The following is a 17,100-nucleotide window of genomic DNA, read 5'->3' on the forward strand; positions in this document are numbered from 1 at the left end:
TTCGCCGGTGTTGGCGGGTCATTGCCGGTAATGAAGGGCAACAGCAGTGCCGCGGGACAATTGACTGACCACACCGTAGCCAACTTCGCGCGCGGTAGATATGCCCGGAGCGACAAATTGTTGTCCAAGCCAATTGTTCTCGGGGCCAAAAGTCCGCGAAGCGCGTGATGTTCGGAACGAGTCGATGCCGACGTTACGTCTTGAACTCGACGAGGTGCGATCACGTCCTCGCCACCAGTTGTGAAGCCATGTGCGCGGGGCGTACGTCTCCGCCGGTCACCGTGGTAGGTATTGGTTGAGCCGATCCAGGTGCGCCGCCTCACTCGGCGAATCGGCGATGTGCACTGATTCATCGGAGACCATTCTCCGAATTGGGTAGTGACTCCGATCACGGCGAATTCTAGTGTTGGTCCAGCAACTGGTGATGAGTCCAGTTATGTCGTATGCACGGCTGGAATGAGTGGAGCGCGCGAACATGGCCGACGGAGAAGCGGGTCATCCGGCACCGCGACGCGAGGATGCCGCCGCGGCGACGAATGGTGGTGGCGCGGGAGGAACGACCACGACAGGTCGTGGCATCGCGAAAACGGGTACCGGGTGGCGCCCTTCGAAACCACTTCGCCGCGTCATGACTGAGGTGGGTCAGCCGGTCATGCTGGCCGTCGAGACCTTTCGAACGTTGCTTCGCCACCGTCGCGGTCTACTGGCGGACGTACGTGATGACATGTTCGACCAGTTCAAGAAGGTGGCGGTACCCGGCTTCTTCGCCATGTTCGGTTACGGGATGTTGCTCGTCACCTTCTCAGTGTCAATCTTGCTGATCCTGGGTGCCGCGAATCGCCTTGGCACGATCTATCTCGCGATCGTGATCCGGGAGATCACGCCATTTATCGCCGGGACCGTCGTCGCCGGAGTCGTCGGAACGGCTACCACGACCGAGATCGGCGCTCGTAAGATTCGAGAAGAGATCGACGCGCTGCGGGTCCTTGGGCAGGATCCGATCCGGATTCTCGTCTTGCCACGGGTGATTGGTCTGGCGATCGTCTCGTGGGTGGTCAACACACTCGGGATCATCGTCATCGTCATTCAAGGCTATGTGATCGTGACCATTCTCGGTGGCACCTCGCGCGCGGCCTACCTCACCAACTTCATGCAGAACCTCACGGTTCCCGAGCTCGTCGGAAACTTCGTCAAGATGATTCTCATTGGTTTGCTCATCGGGTTTATATGCGCGAGTAAAGGCATGCACACCGACTCCGGATCAGAGGGACTCGGTAGAGCCGTGAACCAGGCTGTGGTGATTTCCGTGTTGGCTGTCTTCATCCTGAGCGTGCTGTTCAACATGGTGCTGCTCGGCAGTGTTCCGCAGATCACGGTATCGCGGTGAGAAGGTGAATCTGCAAATGAGTATCGCAAGTCAAGAAGCCCCAGCCCGCCAGCATGGTGCATCGAAGACCACTGAACAGACGAGCTATCTCGAGGAAATCGTCCTGCTGTGCCGCTGGACCGTGAGCACGATTGTGGATCTTCCTCGTGCGCTGCGGTTTCCGAGTGAGATCATCCGGCAGTGCGCGATCATGATCCGGTCGAGTTCCATCGTCATCTGGCTACTCCTGCTGACCGGCGGTGTCATGGTAGCCGAGGTGAGCCACTATCTGCTCACCCAGATCGGGGCGCAAGCTTACATCGGCTTCGTGACTGCTGCCGCGACTTTGAAGGGGACGTCTTGCGTCTTTCTGGGCTTCATCGTCGCCGCTAAGATCGGCTGCGGGATCGTCGCGGAACTGGGTGCCATGCGCATCAATGATGAGATCGACGCGATGGAAGTCATGGGGGTGCCATCCCAGGCGTACTTGGTGGGTACTCGCGTGTGGGCGTCGATCATCGCGATGCCATTCCTGTTCATCACCGGCTTTTCCTGGGCCGCGGTCGGAAGCTATGTGACCAATGTCGTCGTTCTGGGAACGGTGTCCGCAGGTGGCTACAACGCGGTCTTCTGGTCGTTTATCACACCAGGTGACATCTTGTTCCGGTCGATGACATGGGCGATGGTAACGGCCCTGCTCGCCATCATTATTTCCTGCTACTACGGGTATACCGCGAAAGGTGGCCCCGTCGGGGTCGGCGAGAACACCGCGAGGTCAATGGGATTCAACGTCGTCATGGTCAATCTACTCGGCGCGGGCTGTATGTTCCAGCTTTTCTACGGCACGAATGTCGTGCTTCCTATCGGGAACTAGCGGAAATCTCTGAACGAATACTGACGTGTTGGGCGGGAAAGATGAAATTTGAACGAGGAGGTTCCATGGTTCGGCCCAGTCTTTTTCGCGGGCAACTCGGTCCGGAATCGACGGGTGAAGATGGGTACGCGACTTCCTCGGTTGAGAGCTACCGAGACGGTGTCGCGTACAGTGTCGAGGTTCGCGACGTACACAAGTCGTTTGGAAGTTCGGGCGTGTTACGCGGGTTGAATATTAATTTCGCGGAGAACGCCGTCACAACGATACTTGGCCCTTCTGGTACTGGTAAGAGTGTCTTACTGAAACATGTGGTCGGTTTGCTCGAGCCTGATCGCGGTGAGATCTGCATATTTGGCCAGGATATCTGGTCGTTGAGTGACGAAGAACGTACCGAACTGCGAAAACGTTTTGGCGTGCTCTTTCAGGACGGTGCGCTCTTTGGTTCGATGAACATCTACGATAATGTGGCATTCCCGCTGAGGAAGAATACGGATCTCGCTGAATCAGAAATCGAGGAAATCGTGCTGAAGGGGCTTTCCGAGGTTGGTCTCAGCGAGTCGATCAAGAAGTATCCGAATGAAATATCGGGCGGCATGAAAAAACGTGCCGGGTTCGCCAGGGCGCTTGTCATGAAGCCGGATATCGTGCTGTTCGATGAGCCGGATTCGGGTTTGGATCCCGTCCGAACGAGTTTGCTGTGCGATTTGATCGTTGACATGCACAGGGAACATAAAGGGACATATGTCGTCGTGACTCACGATATTAACACGACCCGACGAGTCAGTGATTACGTTGGCGTCCTGTGGAAGGGTGAGCTCGTGTATTACGGCTCGGTCGACGAAGCATTTTCCGCTGACGATCCGTTCGTTCAGCAGTTTCTTTCCGGTGACTCCGTTGGACCGCTAGGAATGGAATGATATGGCAGCGCGAATATGGATAACGGTGAGCGCGTTGCTGGTCGTGGCTGGGCTTGGCGGTGCGTACGCCCTCGCCTCCGACGACGAGTACCGGGTGCGGTTTGTCGTGCCGTCGGCGGCGCAGCTCGTGGAGGGGTCCTTCGTGTGGATCGACGGGCAGGAGGCTGGGTCGGTCAGTCGTCTCGATGCCAGGGATGGCAAGGCCTTGGTGACCGCGGAGATCGATGAGACGTACGCGCCGATACGAGAGGGCGCCGTCACGCGGGTCGAGTGGCAGTCGGTGCTCGGTGAACGGGTCTTGAGCATCGAGCCGGGGCCCGCCGAAGCGAAGGCTATTCCGAGCGGCTCGATGTACGCCGGGAAGTCGAGCCAGATCGAGGTCGATCAGGTACTGGCTACATTGGACGGAAAGACGAGGAAGCGGCTGAAGTCGCTGGTATCACGGCTGGCGAAAACCGTAGAAGGTCGAGAACGGGACCTGCGAGAAACGGTCGCCAGTGCCGGACCCGCTGTGAAGGCGATGGGCGCGATTCTGGAGGCGGTCGGCAGGGACGGGCCGGCGATTCGTGGGCTGGTGACCGAGCTGGAGCAGTTGACGTCGGCAGTGGCTCAGCGACAGACGGAGCTGTCTGAGGTGGTTCGCGATTTCAACACGGTCACCGGCGAGATGGCGAGTAAGCAAGAGCGGTTGAAGCGCGGCATCGCTGAGCTTCCCGCGACGCTGCGGGAGGCGAAACGCACCCTCGACGAGGTGCCGGAGGCGGTCGCGGAAGCAGGTCCGTTGCTGGCGGACCTTGATCCGGCGACACGGCGGTTGGCTTCGGTGTCCGGCGTGTTGCGACCGGTACTGGCGAAGCTACGCCCGACCGTGGCGGAATTGCGCCCGACTCTCGACTCGGCGGAACGGTTGCTTGGCAAGACGCCGGGATTGCTCGATCGGACACACGATGTCGTCCCGCAAGTCACGAGCACCCTGGAGAAATTGCATCCCGCGGTGTCCTACTTGCGTCCGTACACACCGGAAGCGATCGGTTGGGTGAACAACTGGGGCAGGGACTATGCCCACTACGACGCTGAGGGGCATGTGTGGCTTGGTGGACTAGCGCAGGCTGGATTGGCGGCATTCAACGCCCAGCCGTCCGGAGGGTTACCGCCACTGTCGACCCATGAGCCGAAACCAGGCGAGGTCGTGGGGCAACCGTGGACTGACGCGCACGGGAGCGGAATGCGATGAAACTGATGAAGTCCTACCGCGGGCGCCTCGCGGTGGTCATGGCGATGGTCGCCATTGCGGGTGTCGTGGTGGCGATGACGTCTGGCGAGGAAGGTGACGACGTGACCGTCGTCGCCATGTTCGAGGACGCCAGCCCGATCGTCACCGGCAATGAAGTCAAGGCATCAGGCGTCACGGTCGGCAACGTCGAGTCGGTGACGTTGCGAGACGGGTTGGCCAGAGTCGAGATGCGGGTCGAGCGGTCCGTACTGCCGCTGTATGAGGACGCGAGCGCCGAGATCACGCTGAAGGACCTGCTCGGTGAACGTTACATCAAGCTGGCGAGGGGATCTCAGGGCACCGGGATGGCCGATGACTCGTTGTGGATCCCGGTCGAACAGACCAGGAGCGGAGTCGATCTGCAGGACATCCTCAATGATGTTGACAACCCGACTGGCACCGCGCTCGCCGCGCTCGTCACCACGCTCGGCGAGGCAGCCAACAACCAAGGCGAGAAGATCGCGGAAGGTATCGAGGCGTTGGCGCCCGCGATGCGACAGACGGATCGTCTCGGCACAATGCTCAGTGAGCACAACGAGTTGCTGTCGCGACTGGTCGACAACGTCGAGCCGGTGGTGCGTGAGCTCGCGGATGGCAGGGGCACCAAGCTTGACGGCCTCGTGGAGTCGACGGTACGGACGCTGTCCGCGGTCGCCGCGGAGCGAGAGTCGGCGTCGGCGACCCTGCGACGTCTACCAGGGACGTTGAGCAAGGCCCAGCGCACGCTGGCGAAGGTCGCCGGGGTTTCCGCCGATGCCGCGCCAACTCTTGCCTCCCTTCGTCCGGTCACGAGCGATCTGCGCGACGTCGGAAAGGAACTGCATACGTTCGCCGATGTGGTCGACCCGGCCTTGGCGAGCCTTTCGCCGGTGCTCGAAAGAGCTGATGAGCTCCTCGATCAGGCGGGGCCACTTGTCAACGCGCTACGACCGGCCGGTGCTGACCTGCGCAGCGTCGCCAACGACGGCAGGACGTTGATGGAGCAGGCGTTGAGTAAACGGCTCGGCAACCTGATGGAGTTCGTCAAGGGGTGGGCGCTCAGCACATCCGGCTACGACGGACTCAGCCACTACTTCCGCGCATCGATCGTGACGACACCGAAGGCGCTGGGCACGATCGCCGACGGTGCGGTGCCTGGCGACACCGACCTGTCGGAGCTCGCGGACGGACTGCCGAAACTGCCGGGAGCCTCGCCAACCTTACCTGGCGCTGATGGCGACGCCGACCAAGGAGCGACGAAGGATAGCGGCGCGACCGGTGATGGGGGCGCGACCGGTTTGACAGAGAAACAGGAACGGTCGCTGCTCGGACAGCTACTCGGAGGGCGGTGACATGGGACCTCGTGAATCACGGAGAAGGCGGTTCACGGTCGTAGCCGGGATCGCCGGTATGGCTGGCATCGCGCTCATCCTTTACCTCGCCGTCTCGGCACATACCGGTTTGCCGTGGCAGGAGTCGACGACGGTTCGTGCGGCGTTTACCGATACGCATAGCCTCATGGAAGGAAATGAGGTTCGGCAAAACAGCGTCCGGATCGGCAGCGTGTCCGACATCGAATATCGCGATGGGCGAGCGCTAGTCACGATGCGGCTCGACGGCGAACACGACGTCTATGGTGATGCCAGAGCGGAGATCTGGGATTTCTCCTCGCTGGGTGCCAAATTCGTTGAGCTGTATCCCGGAAATCCCGAAGCCGGGAGGCTCGCTGATGGCACCATCCCGGTCGCCAAGACAACGAGTTCGGCCGACATACACGAACTCTTTGACGTGCTTGACGACCGTAGCCGCGCAGCGGCTACCAGCGCGATCAGGGAACTCGGCGGAGGTGCTGGCGGCCGAAGTCGGGACGTGCGCGACTTCGTGCGGTCGGCGCCGGACCTTGCCGATGATCTCGGATCGTTGTCGCTGACACTGTCGTCGGACCAGACGAACCTCATCGGTCTGCTGCGAAGCGGTGACCAGCTCGCGTCCCGCTTCGCGGGGCGTAGTGAGCGGATCAGCAAGCTGGTCGAGCAGGCCGACTCGACACTGCGCGCGCTGACCATTGATGACGCCGGTCCGCTGACGGAGACGCTTCGCGACTTGCCGGGAACGCTGGCAAGCCTGGACGGTGCTTTCGATGCGCTCGACACCCCGTTGTCAGATACCCGGTCAGCGGTCGCGCGGTTACGACCGGGGGCGAGGGCGCTCGCGCGAGCGGAGAACGATCTGCGTGGTGTGCTGCGGGAGTCGGTGGAGCCGTTCGCGAAGGTGCCCGCGGTCGCCACGCGAGCGACGCCGGCTGTCGGAGACCTGACAGGGACCTTCGCTGATGCGCGACCGCTTGCCAAGCAGGTCACGCGAGGCTTCGACGATCTGGCGGAGCCGCTATCGGTGCTGGCGCCGTACGCACCGGAGATGGGTCAGTTCTTCGTCCGGGGACACAGCTGGACGTCACAGAGCATCGACGGTGTCAATTACGCCCGGCTCGGCATCGTGTCACCGGTGCTGCGAACGGCCGGTGGGCTGCTGGGACCGTCGTCCGTTCCGCAGAACGTGTACCCGAAGCCAGGTGAGGCCGATCACGACCGCGCGACGGGATTGCTGGGAGGTCCGCGATGAGAATCATCGGCAACGCGGCGAAGGTCGTGAACGGCGCGACAGCGAGTATCGCTTCCCGCATCGGATGGTCCCAGCGGGCTATTGGTGGATTCTTGATCCTGGCGGCGTTCTTCGGCGTCATGTTCGCTCTGTACAACAAGGAGCGGATCAGCAACATCGCGTCGCGGATGTTTACCGACACGGCGACGATCGAGGCGGAGTTTCCGCGCGCGTACAAGCTCCGTGATCACAAGAGCGACGTCAAGGTTGGCGGAGTCATCGTCGGATCGACGACGGATGGCCGACCGAGCGGCGACGGCACATACATCGTCACCATGCAGGTGGACGGTTCGATCCGGGACAAGCTCGGTTCCGAGCCGTCGGCGAGCATCAGACCGACGCTGCTACTCGGTGGCAATTACTACGTCGACTTGGAGCCGGGGGGTGCGGGCGAGTACGACGGCGGCAGAATCCCGCTGGCGCGGACATCGGTACCGGTCGAACTCGATCGCGTGCTGGACGCTGTGGGTGGCGACGAAGCCAAGGCCGGAATTAGGGCATCCATTCGCCAGATGGATCGGGTACTTGAGAACGGGGGTTCTCGATCCATTCGGGGTTTGGTGAAGAACGCGCCCGCGACGCTGGATCCGGCCACCGATGTGTTGCTCGGTGTTCGTGGCACCAGGCCTAACCGCGATCTGACCGATCTGGTCAGTGGCATGCACGCCACTGGGAAGGTGCTGACCGCCCGGTCCGGGCAGTTACAAGAGATCATCACGTCGCTCAGGGCGAGCACAAGGTCATTGCGTGCGGGAAGCCGGCCACTGGCGGAGTCGGTGGGCACCTTGCCCGAAACGCTTCGGGTGACACGTGCGGGCCTGGCCGACCTCAGGCCAACGCTGCGGAAGCTGACTGATACGGCCTCCGAGTTCCGTCCCGTCGCCACCGAGCTGGACGAGATGCTGGCGAAACTCGAACCGGTGTTGCGGCCGACGCTTGGACTGCTCAAGGATCTGAAACCCACGCTCGAGCAGGCGAAGCCCCTCGTCCGGCGCCTTGTTCCGGCTACATCGAAGGCTACTGGGGTGGCCTCCGATGTTAAGGGACCGGTGCTCAACCGCGTTGAGGGTCCGATATCGGACACGGTGCTCTCACCGTGGAGCGGCCAAGGACGTTACGCCGGTGGTGGGGCGAGCGGTAACCGGATGTACGTCGAGCTTGGCTACCTATTCAGCAGGGGAGCGGACGCCTTGAGCTGGAATGACGGCTCGGGTGGTCACTCAAGGCTCGCGGCTGGTATCGCGCCGAACTCGATCAGCGGGCTCGGCCAGCCACTCACCATGCGGCGGTATCTCGAGCTGGTCGGGGCTCTCCCACCAGGTTCGGCGAGGCAGAACGATCAGCGGAGCGGAAAATGATTCGGATAACTAGGGGGTCGAAGGTGAGTAAGCGCCGGTTGTCCCTTCGGCGAACGTGGGATCGGATCAGAACGGTTCCCGGGTTGGGGCGCAATCTGACGATCGTGGTCGCGTTTCTCGCGCTCGGCTTGGCGGCGGCCGGGATCAATCTGGCGAACGCGGACTTCACGCCACCCTGGTCGGATCGGTATGTTTTCGTCGCGGAATTCGAGGACGCCGCTGGTAACAACGCCGATGCCAAACACCTGGTCACCATCGCGGGTGTCGAGGTTGGGCAGATCGTCGATTGGGAAGTGAGTGACCGCGGTAGCGCGCGCTTGACGTTGAGCATTGAGCCGGGACATCGGATTCACGACAACGCGCGCGCCGTGATGCGCACGGTCAACCCGTTGAATCAGATGTATATCGAGATCGACCCCGGCGGACCACCTGGCGCTCCACTGCGGGCAGGGGGCATGCTGCCCGCCAGCCAGACGGAACGAGCCATCCAGCCCGATGAGGTAATGCGGCATCTCGATGACCGCTCACGGCGTGCTCTCGGCGCGTTGCTTCGCGAGTCCGACGTGGCACTGGCGAGGGCGCCGGAGCAACTCCCAGAGGGTCTGCGGGCTACCGACTCGACACTGCGTCACCTGCGGCCCGCGCTGAAGGCGTTGCGAACCCGGCGTGACAAGCTGAGCGAGCTGAGCAGCGGTCTGTCGCGAATCGCTCAGGCGGTCGGTGGCAATCAGGATCGTCTCGCCACACTCGCTGATTCGGCGCAGCAAGCCTTGCGAGTCGTACGGCGCAACGATGACGAGCTCCGATTGACGCTTGGCGAGCTACCAGGCCTGAACAAGCAACTGAGGCGGGCACTGACCGGTACCCAAGAGGTCACCAACGAGCTTGATCCCGTGCTTACCGATCTAGAAAGCGCCAGCGATACGCTGCCATCCGCGCTCGAAAGGACCGGTGAACTCGCCGAGGAGCTTGGTCGGACTGTCGACAAGGCAAAGCCGGTCGTGGCCAAGGCCAAGCCCGTGGCGACCGACCTTCGTCCGCTGGTGGCCGACGCCGACGTGGCGCTGTCCGATGTGCGTCCGGTCTCCAGGAGACTGCCGCATGACACGGCGGTACTCGAGTCCTACCTGACTGATCTTCAGGCGTTCGTCTACAACACCTCGTCGGTATTCAGTCCGCGAGACGCCCAAGGCACGATCATCCGTGGCCATGCTGTGGTGCCAGTGCCCGATGGTGGCGCCATCCCCGGCGCCAGAGGAGGCTACGCACCTTCCCCTGAGGAAAGTGGTGCCGGTCGCTCCGGCCGATCCGCTGAGGGTGCTTCGAGAAACGCCGGCGACGCTGGCCAAGGTGGGTGATGAGGATGCTTTCCGGTACTTCTCCCGTGGTTCGCACGACCGTGGTATTCGCATTCCTCGCCGCCACGGCAGGCGTCGTCCTCTACCTTCTCTCCGGAACATCGTGGCGCGTACCGTTGCTGGACGAACCACGCGGTTACGAGGTCGTCGCCAAACTTGATGACGCCGACAACATGGTGCCAGGCAGCCAGATCAGGACCGCGGGAGTGCAGATCGGCGATGTTCAGTCGATCGAGCAGCGCGGTGACCATGTCCGTGTCGTGCTGTCCATCTATTCCGAGCACGCGCCATGGCACGAGGGTGTATCGCTCCGGGTTGGTGCTCGATCGCTTGTGGAGGAGACGTACCTTGACGTGCGAGACGGTACCGGTGAGAAGCTCCAATCCGGTTCCGTGCTGCCAGCGGACGCGATCGAACACAGCACCCAGCTGCGGGACGTCATCGCGAGCTTGGACGACAAGACCCGTAAGCGGTTGAAAGGACTGCTCCGATCCGCAGGAGCTGGTACCAAGGGAACCAGCGACCAGTTCGCTGATGTCCTCGTGGGACTTGGTGACCTTGGCAGAGAGGGGCACACGGCGCTCGATGCCATCGAGGCGCAGAGCGGTGATTTGCGAAAGCTGGTTGGCCACACGCGGACCTTGCTTGACGCGCTGGACACCGGTGAGGGTCAGCTGGCGACCATGGTCGAGAACGCGCAACGGGTAACCTCGGCCACCTCCGGCCAGCATCAGGCGCTCGCCGAGTCGATGCGGCTGCTTCCAGGGGTTGTGAACACCGCCGGTGAGGCCTCGGACTCGCTCACCGACCTCTCCGGATCGCTCGCTCCCGTCGCGGGGAACCTGAACCAGGCGGCTCCGCACCTGAGCGCCGCACTGCGAGAGCTTCCCGCGACCAGCGCCGACCTGCGAGGTATGTTGCCTGCCTTGTCCGGGGTCCTCGACAGTGCGCCAGCAACCCTTGATCGCGTTCCACGCCTTTCGGGCGACATGGCAGGGCTGACCCCCGCGGCGATCACGATGTTGCGCGATGTGAACCCGATGTTGGCGTACCTCAGACCTTACGGGCCGGAAGTCGCGGCATGGTTCGCCAACTTCAACGCGATCTCCCGGTACACGACCGAATCCGGCGTGCATTACTTCCGCCTGATGCCATACCTGAGTGATATGTCGGTGGTCTCACCGCTGGACACGCCAAGTGTGGTCTCGTACAAGAACCCGATGCCGAAGCCGGGAGCTGGTGCCAATCCTGGCCCGTTCGACCGCGACTATCACAGGGTCGAGCGTGCCCCGGATCCACGCGGGAAGCATGAGCCGAAATGAGAACGCGACGGAGTCGGCGTCGGTTTCGCGTCCGGTTCCGCCTTTTCGGTCCTGTGAATCCGCTGGCCTCGCTGCGAGGGCTACGGTTTCCGTCGCGGCGCCGGATCGCGGTTTTCCTCCTCGTGGTGGGGATCGCGTCCGGCGTCGCGGGCGGATTGCTTCAGGTGCGTACCGACACCAGCGTCGAGTCGTTCCTACCAGCGGGCGATCCCGCCGTTCTCGCGCTGGAGGAAGCCGCTCGATCGTTTGGTGGCGACCCGCTCGTGGTGATCGTCGAGTCAGCGACGGAGCCAGATATGGAGCAAGGTGTGCTGGCTCCCGCGCAGCTACCTCAGTTGCTCCGTGTGGAAGGGGAACTTTCCCGGCTGCCGGATGTGGCCGCGGTGTACGGGCCCGCGACCGTTCTCAACCAGATCGCCGCCTCGGCGCAAAACATGCTTGCCAGCCTGTCAGGCAGGCGCGACGCGACTCGGCACCGGGCGGAGAAGGCGGCACGGGAACGGGGTGCCGCGAAGGAGGAGATCACGGCGGCTGGTGATGCCGCGGTCGAGGAATTCGATGACAGGTACGGCCGGCTCCTGGTCAGGGGCTTGCCGGCCGGGCTACCTACCTTGCGTAACCCTGCCTTCGTGAAGCAGGTCATTTTCGATGACAACGGCGAGCCCAAGTCGCGATGGGACTTCGTCGTTCCCCGGAAAGACACCGTCAGCATTCTGATCCGCCCGAGAGCGGGTCTGGATCAGGCCGGGACGGAGCGACTCGTCGCCGACGTTCGTGCCACGCTCGCGAACGCGTCGCTCGCGACGCGACGGACGACGGTCACCGGCGTTCCCGTGGTGACCGCCGCACTCGGCACCCAAGTACGGCAGGAGATCCTGCTGGTGGGCGGGATCGCACTGGCCGCGATCGCCGCGAGCTACCTCGCCGTTCCGTGGACGCGGCGGCGATGGCGGCGACTGCTGCCGCTCATGGCGACCCTCGCCGCGACCGCGCTCGTGCTGTCCGGATTCGGCTGGCTGGGCTGGCCGCTGTCGCTTGGCGTGATCGCGTTCCTTCCGATTCTGCTTGGCATAGCGAGTGATTTTCCCGCCTACTTGCTCAACGCCGTGAGCATCAGACGGGTAGTCGTGGTCGCACTGGCAAGCGCGGCGGCTTTCGCATCGCTAGCGTTCTCGCCGTTGCCATTCGTGGGTGACCTCGGCCTGGCGCTGGCGGCTGGGCAGTTGCTCGCACTCCTCGCGGCCGTGTGGTACGTGCGGTGGCGGCGAAAAGGTGGAGTCGACACCGACCACGACCGGCGGCCGGGTGATGGCGAGTCACACGGCGCCCGAGGTGACGAGGGTGCCGCCGCCGAGCACGTGCCTGATCCGGGTCGTGGCTCGGGTGGCCACGGGATGGTCGCGCGCGGTGTCGCGCTTGCCCTGCTCAGCGCGGTAGCGGCCGTCGGTTGGCTGTCATTTGATCGCATGACGATCGAGGCGAATCCGATCCGGCTCGCCGAAGGTATGCCAGAAACTGACGATATCCGGCATGCCGAGCGTGTGCTGGGGGCCTCCGGTGAGCTGCAGTTACTCGTGCGCGGTGATGTGGCGACGCCAGAAGCGTTGCGCTGGATGAAAGAGGCCGAGCGGGCGCTTGTCGTTGAGCACGGTGATGATCTTCAGCCAATCCTGACCCCGAGGGGGTTACTGGACTTTCTTGGTACTGAACCAAACCAGTCCCAGATAGACGCGGGACTTCGGTTGTTACCCGAGTATCTCACCCACGCGGTGGTTCGCGGCGATCGGCGGCAGGCCGCGATGAACTTCCGGCTCGCCGTGCAAGATCTGGCCGACCAGAAGCAGCTCATCGAGCAAGTACGGGCAGAGCTTCCCGCTACCCCGGAGGGACTGGACGTCGAGGTCGTTGGCTTGTCCGTGGCCGCATCAAGGGCGTACGAGCTGATGTCGGCTGACCGCTATCTCACCAGTATGGCCGGCCTCGCCGGTGCGGGGCTGGTGCTTCTGGTGGGATTGTCTCGGCGTACGGACGCGGTACGTGCGATCTTCGCCGCTGTGCTCGCCGTGGGGTGGGGGTTGGCCTGCGCGTGGGCGCTTGGCGTCACCTTGACACCGCTGACCATCGTGCTCGGGTCGTTGACCACCGCCATCGCCTGCGAGTACTCGGCACTGTTTGGCGGCGTGAACGTTCGGTCGGCCGGCCGGCTGCGCCGAACCGTCTGCGTGGCCGCACTATCGGCTGCCCTCGGCTATCTCTCGCTGCTGCTTTCCGGCCTCGCCGTGCTTCGCGAATTCGGCGCGATGCTCGCCGGTGCCGTTGCCCTGTCCTTCCTTGCCGCGATCATCCTCAACCGGCTGCTGCCTGGGCGAACGGCCACGTCGGGAAGCGCTGAGTTCGCGGAGCGGAGAAGCCCGCATGGCCACGTGTCGATGACAGGGAGCTGAGCATGCCGAAACCACCAGTATCGACATGGGTGCGTCATACCGCGGCGTGGATCCGTCGCGTTGCCGCCAACGGTCACGCGCTGATCCTTGGTAGGCGGCGACGGCGCGTCGTGACCATGGTTGTCGTCGCCGTACTACTGGCGGGTGCCACGAGCGCGATCGCGTACGACCGTGTGACGGGCTTACCCGACGACGCGGCGCTGCGTGTAGGAGACGCGGTGGTCACGGAGACCGAGCTTGAGGAACGGATCGACGCGTTGATCGCGCTGTATGGGATACAGCGACCATCCGAGGACAGCGAGCGGGCAGGCGAGTTCCGGCGCCACGCGGCGAAAGCTGTCGCGGTGAGCATCGTCTTGGACGAAGTGGCCCGTGAAAAGGGAATCGTCATCTCGGACAAGGCGGCGAGGGACCGGCTCGCCGAGCTGATCGAATCCGGATTCGGGAAAGGCGGACGGGATAAGTTCGTGGACCTACTTGGGCAGGTCGGTGCTTCGGAGCGCGAGGTGCTCGCCGAGATCAAGCGGCAGCGAGTCAGTAGCCGTTTGCTCCGTGATGTGGGCTCGAAGGTCGCGGATGTGACGGATAAGGATGTCCGCGCGGCATTCACCGAGCGCGAGGATGAGCTGGTCGCCCCGGAGCAGCGGCGGTTGCGCAATATCGTGGTGAGTACCAAGGCGAAGGCGAAGCGGCTTCTCGACAGGGCTAAGGCTGGGGCCGACTTTCCCGCGCTGGCGCGCAAGCACTCACTTGACGGCAGCACCAGTGGAGATGGTGGTGACCTCGGCTTCGTGACCCGGGAACAGCTGGAGAAGTCGTATGCCAAAGCCGCGTTTCGTACCGACAAGCGGGCCTACTTCGGGCCGGTGCGTACCGAACACGGATGGAACGTGGGTCAGGTCGTCGGGATCCGAAATGAGCGGCAGCTCGGCTTTGCCGAGGTAAAGGACACCTTGCGGGAGCGGTTGCGTTCCGAACGGGAGCTGAAGGCCTGGCATGACTGGCTGACCAAGAAACTCCGGGAAGCGGACGTGGAGTACGCGGATATGTATCGGCCTCGGGACCCGGTGGCACCACCCGAGTAGTCGTGTCGCTCGCCCGTCGCCGTTGGCGGGCCGATGCGACAACGGTGTGCGGTTAGGCGGTCACGAGGACGTCGTCGAGGCTTGGCGCTGTCGTTCCGCGACCCATCCAGCGACTTGGGCTCGGGAGGTGAAGCCGAGCTTCGCGAGCACGTGCTCCACGTGCCCTTCCGCCGTCCTGCGTGCGATGACCAGCTGATTCGCGATCTCGCGGTTGCTGAGACCCTCCGCGATGAGCTGTGCTACCTCCATCTCCCTTCGGGTCAGGCCGACCGAGTCGGTGGCTCGGTTCGTGCCACCGGTCTCTCGCTTCGTTCGTTCACCGAGTGCGAAGTCGACGGCTTCGGCGAGGCTCATCTCCGCGCCCCGGCGGAAGGCCGCCTGGTAGGGCCGTTCACCAAGCTGGCTCGCGGTGCGTCTGCACTTCTGATGAAACCGGTCTAGGCCAGGAATGGCGCGCAGTGACATACCGATCCGTTGCCAGATCGTGCTCGCCGCTCCGAGCAGGACCGCGGAGGTCTCCCGCTGCCGCATGCTCGCGTTGATCCAGGCGATGGCTTCGAGACATTCGGCGATACCGAGCTGATCATCGAGTGCTCGCTTGTGTCGTAGGCAATCGAATGCCTTGGCGAGGGCTTCGTCGTTGTCGCCGCGAACCCACGCGTTGAGGCTGGCGACCCACAGCGAGTACGACCACACCCAGGATTCGCCTCGCAGTTCGGTGAGTTCTCGGCAGCGCGCATGGCTTGCTTCGACCTTGTCGAGCTCGCCCGCGAGCAAGGCGGCGAGTCCGTGTAGGAAGAAGGTGAAGGTCTCGCCGTCCACTTCCCCGACCGCGCCGAAACCCGCCAGTGCCTCCTCCAGCCACCTGATCGCTTCCGGGAGGTCATCCGCGAACATCGCGACGAGACCGCGTCCTTGTGCGATGTACGCCGCGTCGCGCTGGTTCGCGGTCTCGTCGATACGAGTGGTGGCCTGGTCGAGAAGTTTGGTCGCGGCACCTGGATCATCCTGCAGGGTAGCGAGGCATGCGGCGACATAGAGTGCGTGCGGGCGCGGTTCGCAGTCAACGGATGAGATCCGCAGCGCGAGGTCGAGCCAGTGCCTGCCCTCACTGAGAAACCCGGTGGACAGCCAGTAGAAGTACAAGGTGCTCGCCATCCGTAACCCCGCGACAGCTTCGTCGGGGTCGGTCACGCAATAGTCGAGCGCGGAACGCAGGTTGGCGTGATCACGCCGGAGGCGTTCGATTCTTTCCGGTTGGTTGGCGCCCACCCAACCGGAAAAGACATCCGTAACGAGCTGAAGGTACCAATCCCGATGGAACCGCCGCCACGTCGTACGTTCTCCTGACTCTTCCAGCTGTTCCTCACCGTACTGCCGGATCGTCTCGAGTAGTCGGTAGCGCGCTCGACCGTCCACGTCGTCGCGCACCACGATGGACTTGTCGACCAGCGATGCGAGCAGTTCGAGGATATCGGACCGGGGCAGGAGATCATCGGCGCAGACTCCTTCCGCCGCGTCGAGCTCGATGCCGCCGGAGAATACCGATAGCCGGGTCCACAGGAGTTGTTCGTTTGGCGCGCACAGCTCGTAGCTCCAGGCGATCAGCGCCCGGAGGGTTTGCTGCCGCGTCGGCGCGTTTCGTCTGCCTCGGCTGAGCAGCGCGAAGCGATCCGATAGCCGATCGAGTATCTGTTCGACAGACAGCGCTCGCAGGCGGACCGCGGCCAATTCCAACGCGAGTGGCAAGCCATCCAGTGAGTGACAGAGCGCGGCGACCGTGCGGCTGTTCTGCTCGGTGAGTTCGAAACCCGGCATCGCGGACTCGGCGCGATCGAGGAACAGCTTGACCGAGTCGTAGTGTGCCAGCGCCGCCGTCGAGGGCCACTCGGGTTCCGGTACCTGGAGCGGAGCCACGATGAGGGTGCTCTCGCCCGCGATGCCGAGCGGTTCTCGGCTGGTCGCCAATACCCGAAGGTCGGCGCAGCAGGTGAGCAACTCGTCCACGAGGCTCGCGCATGCGCCGAGTAGGTGTTCGCAATTGTCAAGGACCAGCAAGAGTTGCTTCGACTTCAGATAGTCGGTGAGCGTCTCGATACGCCAGTTGCGCGACAACTCGCGCAGGCCGAGTGTCTCGGCCACGGTATGGCCGAGTAGCGTTGGATCTAGCAAATCGGACAGCTGTACGAAATATACTCCGTCGCGAAAGGCGCGCTGCCAGTCGTTGGCCAACCGCTGCGCGAGCCGGGTCTTACCGACGCCGCCAACTCCGATCAAGGTGACGAGATGGGTGAGCGAGAACAGTCTCTTAGCCTCGCGAACTTCTCGTCGCCGACCGATGAAACTCGTGCCCTCCACGGGGAGCGCTCCTAGGCGTGACCGCGGTGCTTGTGGCGTCATTCGCTGGATTCTAAAGGACCATTGGGGGTATGCCGCCCCTCATGACTCCGCTGAATTAACCAT

12 protein-coding genes are annotated in these 17,100 nt (G+C 63.2%); 11 read left to right on the forward strand and 1 reads right to left on the reverse strand.

Annotated elements, in window-relative coordinates; genetic code table 11:
• Positions 1-475 precede the first annotated feature (475 nt).
• From ACFQGD_RS06905 to ACFQGD_RS06955, 11 genes are all read left to right on the forward strand, one after another.
• A complete protein-coding gene (locus ACFQGD_RS06905; protein ID WP_390221023.1) occupies positions 476-1,387 on the forward strand; it encodes an MlaE family ABC transporter permease in 912 nt (303 codons plus the stop codon).
• Positions 1,388-1,403: 16 nt separating this feature from the next.
• Complete coding sequence (locus ACFQGD_RS06910; RefSeq protein WP_345406030.1) at positions 1,404-2,240, forward strand: ABC transporter permease; 837 nt, start codon at positions 1,404-1,406, stop codon at positions 2,238-2,240.
• 65 nt (positions 2,241-2,305) lie between these two features.
• Entirely contained in the window at positions 2,306-3,157 is an 852-nt protein-coding gene (locus ACFQGD_RS06915; protein ID WP_345406033.1) for an ABC transporter ATP-binding protein, read from the forward strand.
• Positions 3,158-3,182: 25 nt separating this feature from the next.
• Positions 3,183-4,391, forward strand: a complete 1,209-nt coding sequence (locus ACFQGD_RS06920; RefSeq protein WP_345406036.1) for an MlaD family protein — start codon at positions 3,183-3,185, stop codon at positions 4,389-4,391.
• Between the two features lie 5 nt (positions 4,392-4,396).
• On the forward strand, positions 4,397-5,761 hold the full coding sequence (locus ACFQGD_RS06925; RefSeq protein ID WP_345406039.1) for an MlaD family protein: 1,365 nt from the start codon (positions 4,397-4,399) through the stop codon (positions 5,759-5,761).
• 58 nt (positions 5,762-5,819) lie between these two features.
• Positions 5,820-7,031, forward strand: a complete 1,212-nt coding sequence (locus ACFQGD_RS06930) for an MlaD family protein (protein ID WP_345406042.1) — start codon at positions 5,820-5,822, stop codon at positions 7,029-7,031.
• Positions 7,028-8,428, forward strand: coding sequence for an MlaD family protein (locus tag ACFQGD_RS06935; RefSeq protein WP_345406045.1), 1,401 nt, complete (start codon positions 7,028-7,030; stop codon positions 8,426-8,428). The genes ACFQGD_RS06930 and ACFQGD_RS06935 overlap by 4 nt, the downstream gene beginning before the upstream one ends.
• A gap of 83 nt (positions 8,429-8,511) precedes the next feature.
• Positions 8,512-9,786, forward strand: coding sequence for an MlaD family protein (locus ACFQGD_RS06940; RefSeq protein ID WP_345406048.1), 1,275 nt, complete (start codon positions 8,512-8,514; stop codon positions 9,784-9,786).
• Between the two features lie 26 nt (positions 9,787-9,812).
• The gene (locus tag ACFQGD_RS06945) at positions 9,813-11,108 is read left to right on the forward strand and encodes an MlaD family protein (protein ID WP_345406051.1); all 1,296 of its coding nucleotides are present in this window, start codon (positions 9,813-9,815) and stop codon (positions 11,106-11,108) included.
• Positions 11,109-11,233: 125 nt separating this feature from the next.
• Positions 11,234-13,552, forward strand: coding sequence for an RND transporter family protein (locus tag ACFQGD_RS06950; protein WP_345406054.1), 2,319 nt, complete (start codon positions 11,234-11,236; stop codon positions 13,550-13,552).
• A gap of 2 nt (positions 13,553-13,554) precedes the next feature.
• On the forward strand, positions 13,555-14,637 hold the full coding sequence (locus ACFQGD_RS06955; protein ID WP_345406057.1) for a peptidylprolyl isomerase: 1,083 nt from the start codon (positions 13,555-13,557) through the stop codon (positions 14,635-14,637).
• Between the two features lie 60 nt (positions 14,638-14,697).
• On the opposite strand, the gene ACFQGD_RS06960 is transcribed toward ACFQGD_RS06955, so the two are convergent.
• Positions 14,698-16,995 (reverse strand): ATP-binding protein, encoded by a 2,298-nt coding sequence (locus ACFQGD_RS06960; protein ID WP_345406060.1) that lies wholly within the window; start codon positions 16,993-16,995, stop codon positions 14,698-14,700.
• Positions 16,996-17,100: the final 105 nt, after the last annotated feature.

Source organism: Haloechinothrix salitolerans, assembly GCF_042662605.1.
In the GTDB taxonomy this organism is placed as follows: Bacteria; Actinomycetota; Actinomycetes; order Mycobacteriales; family Pseudonocardiaceae; genus Haloechinothrix_A; species Haloechinothrix_A salitolerans.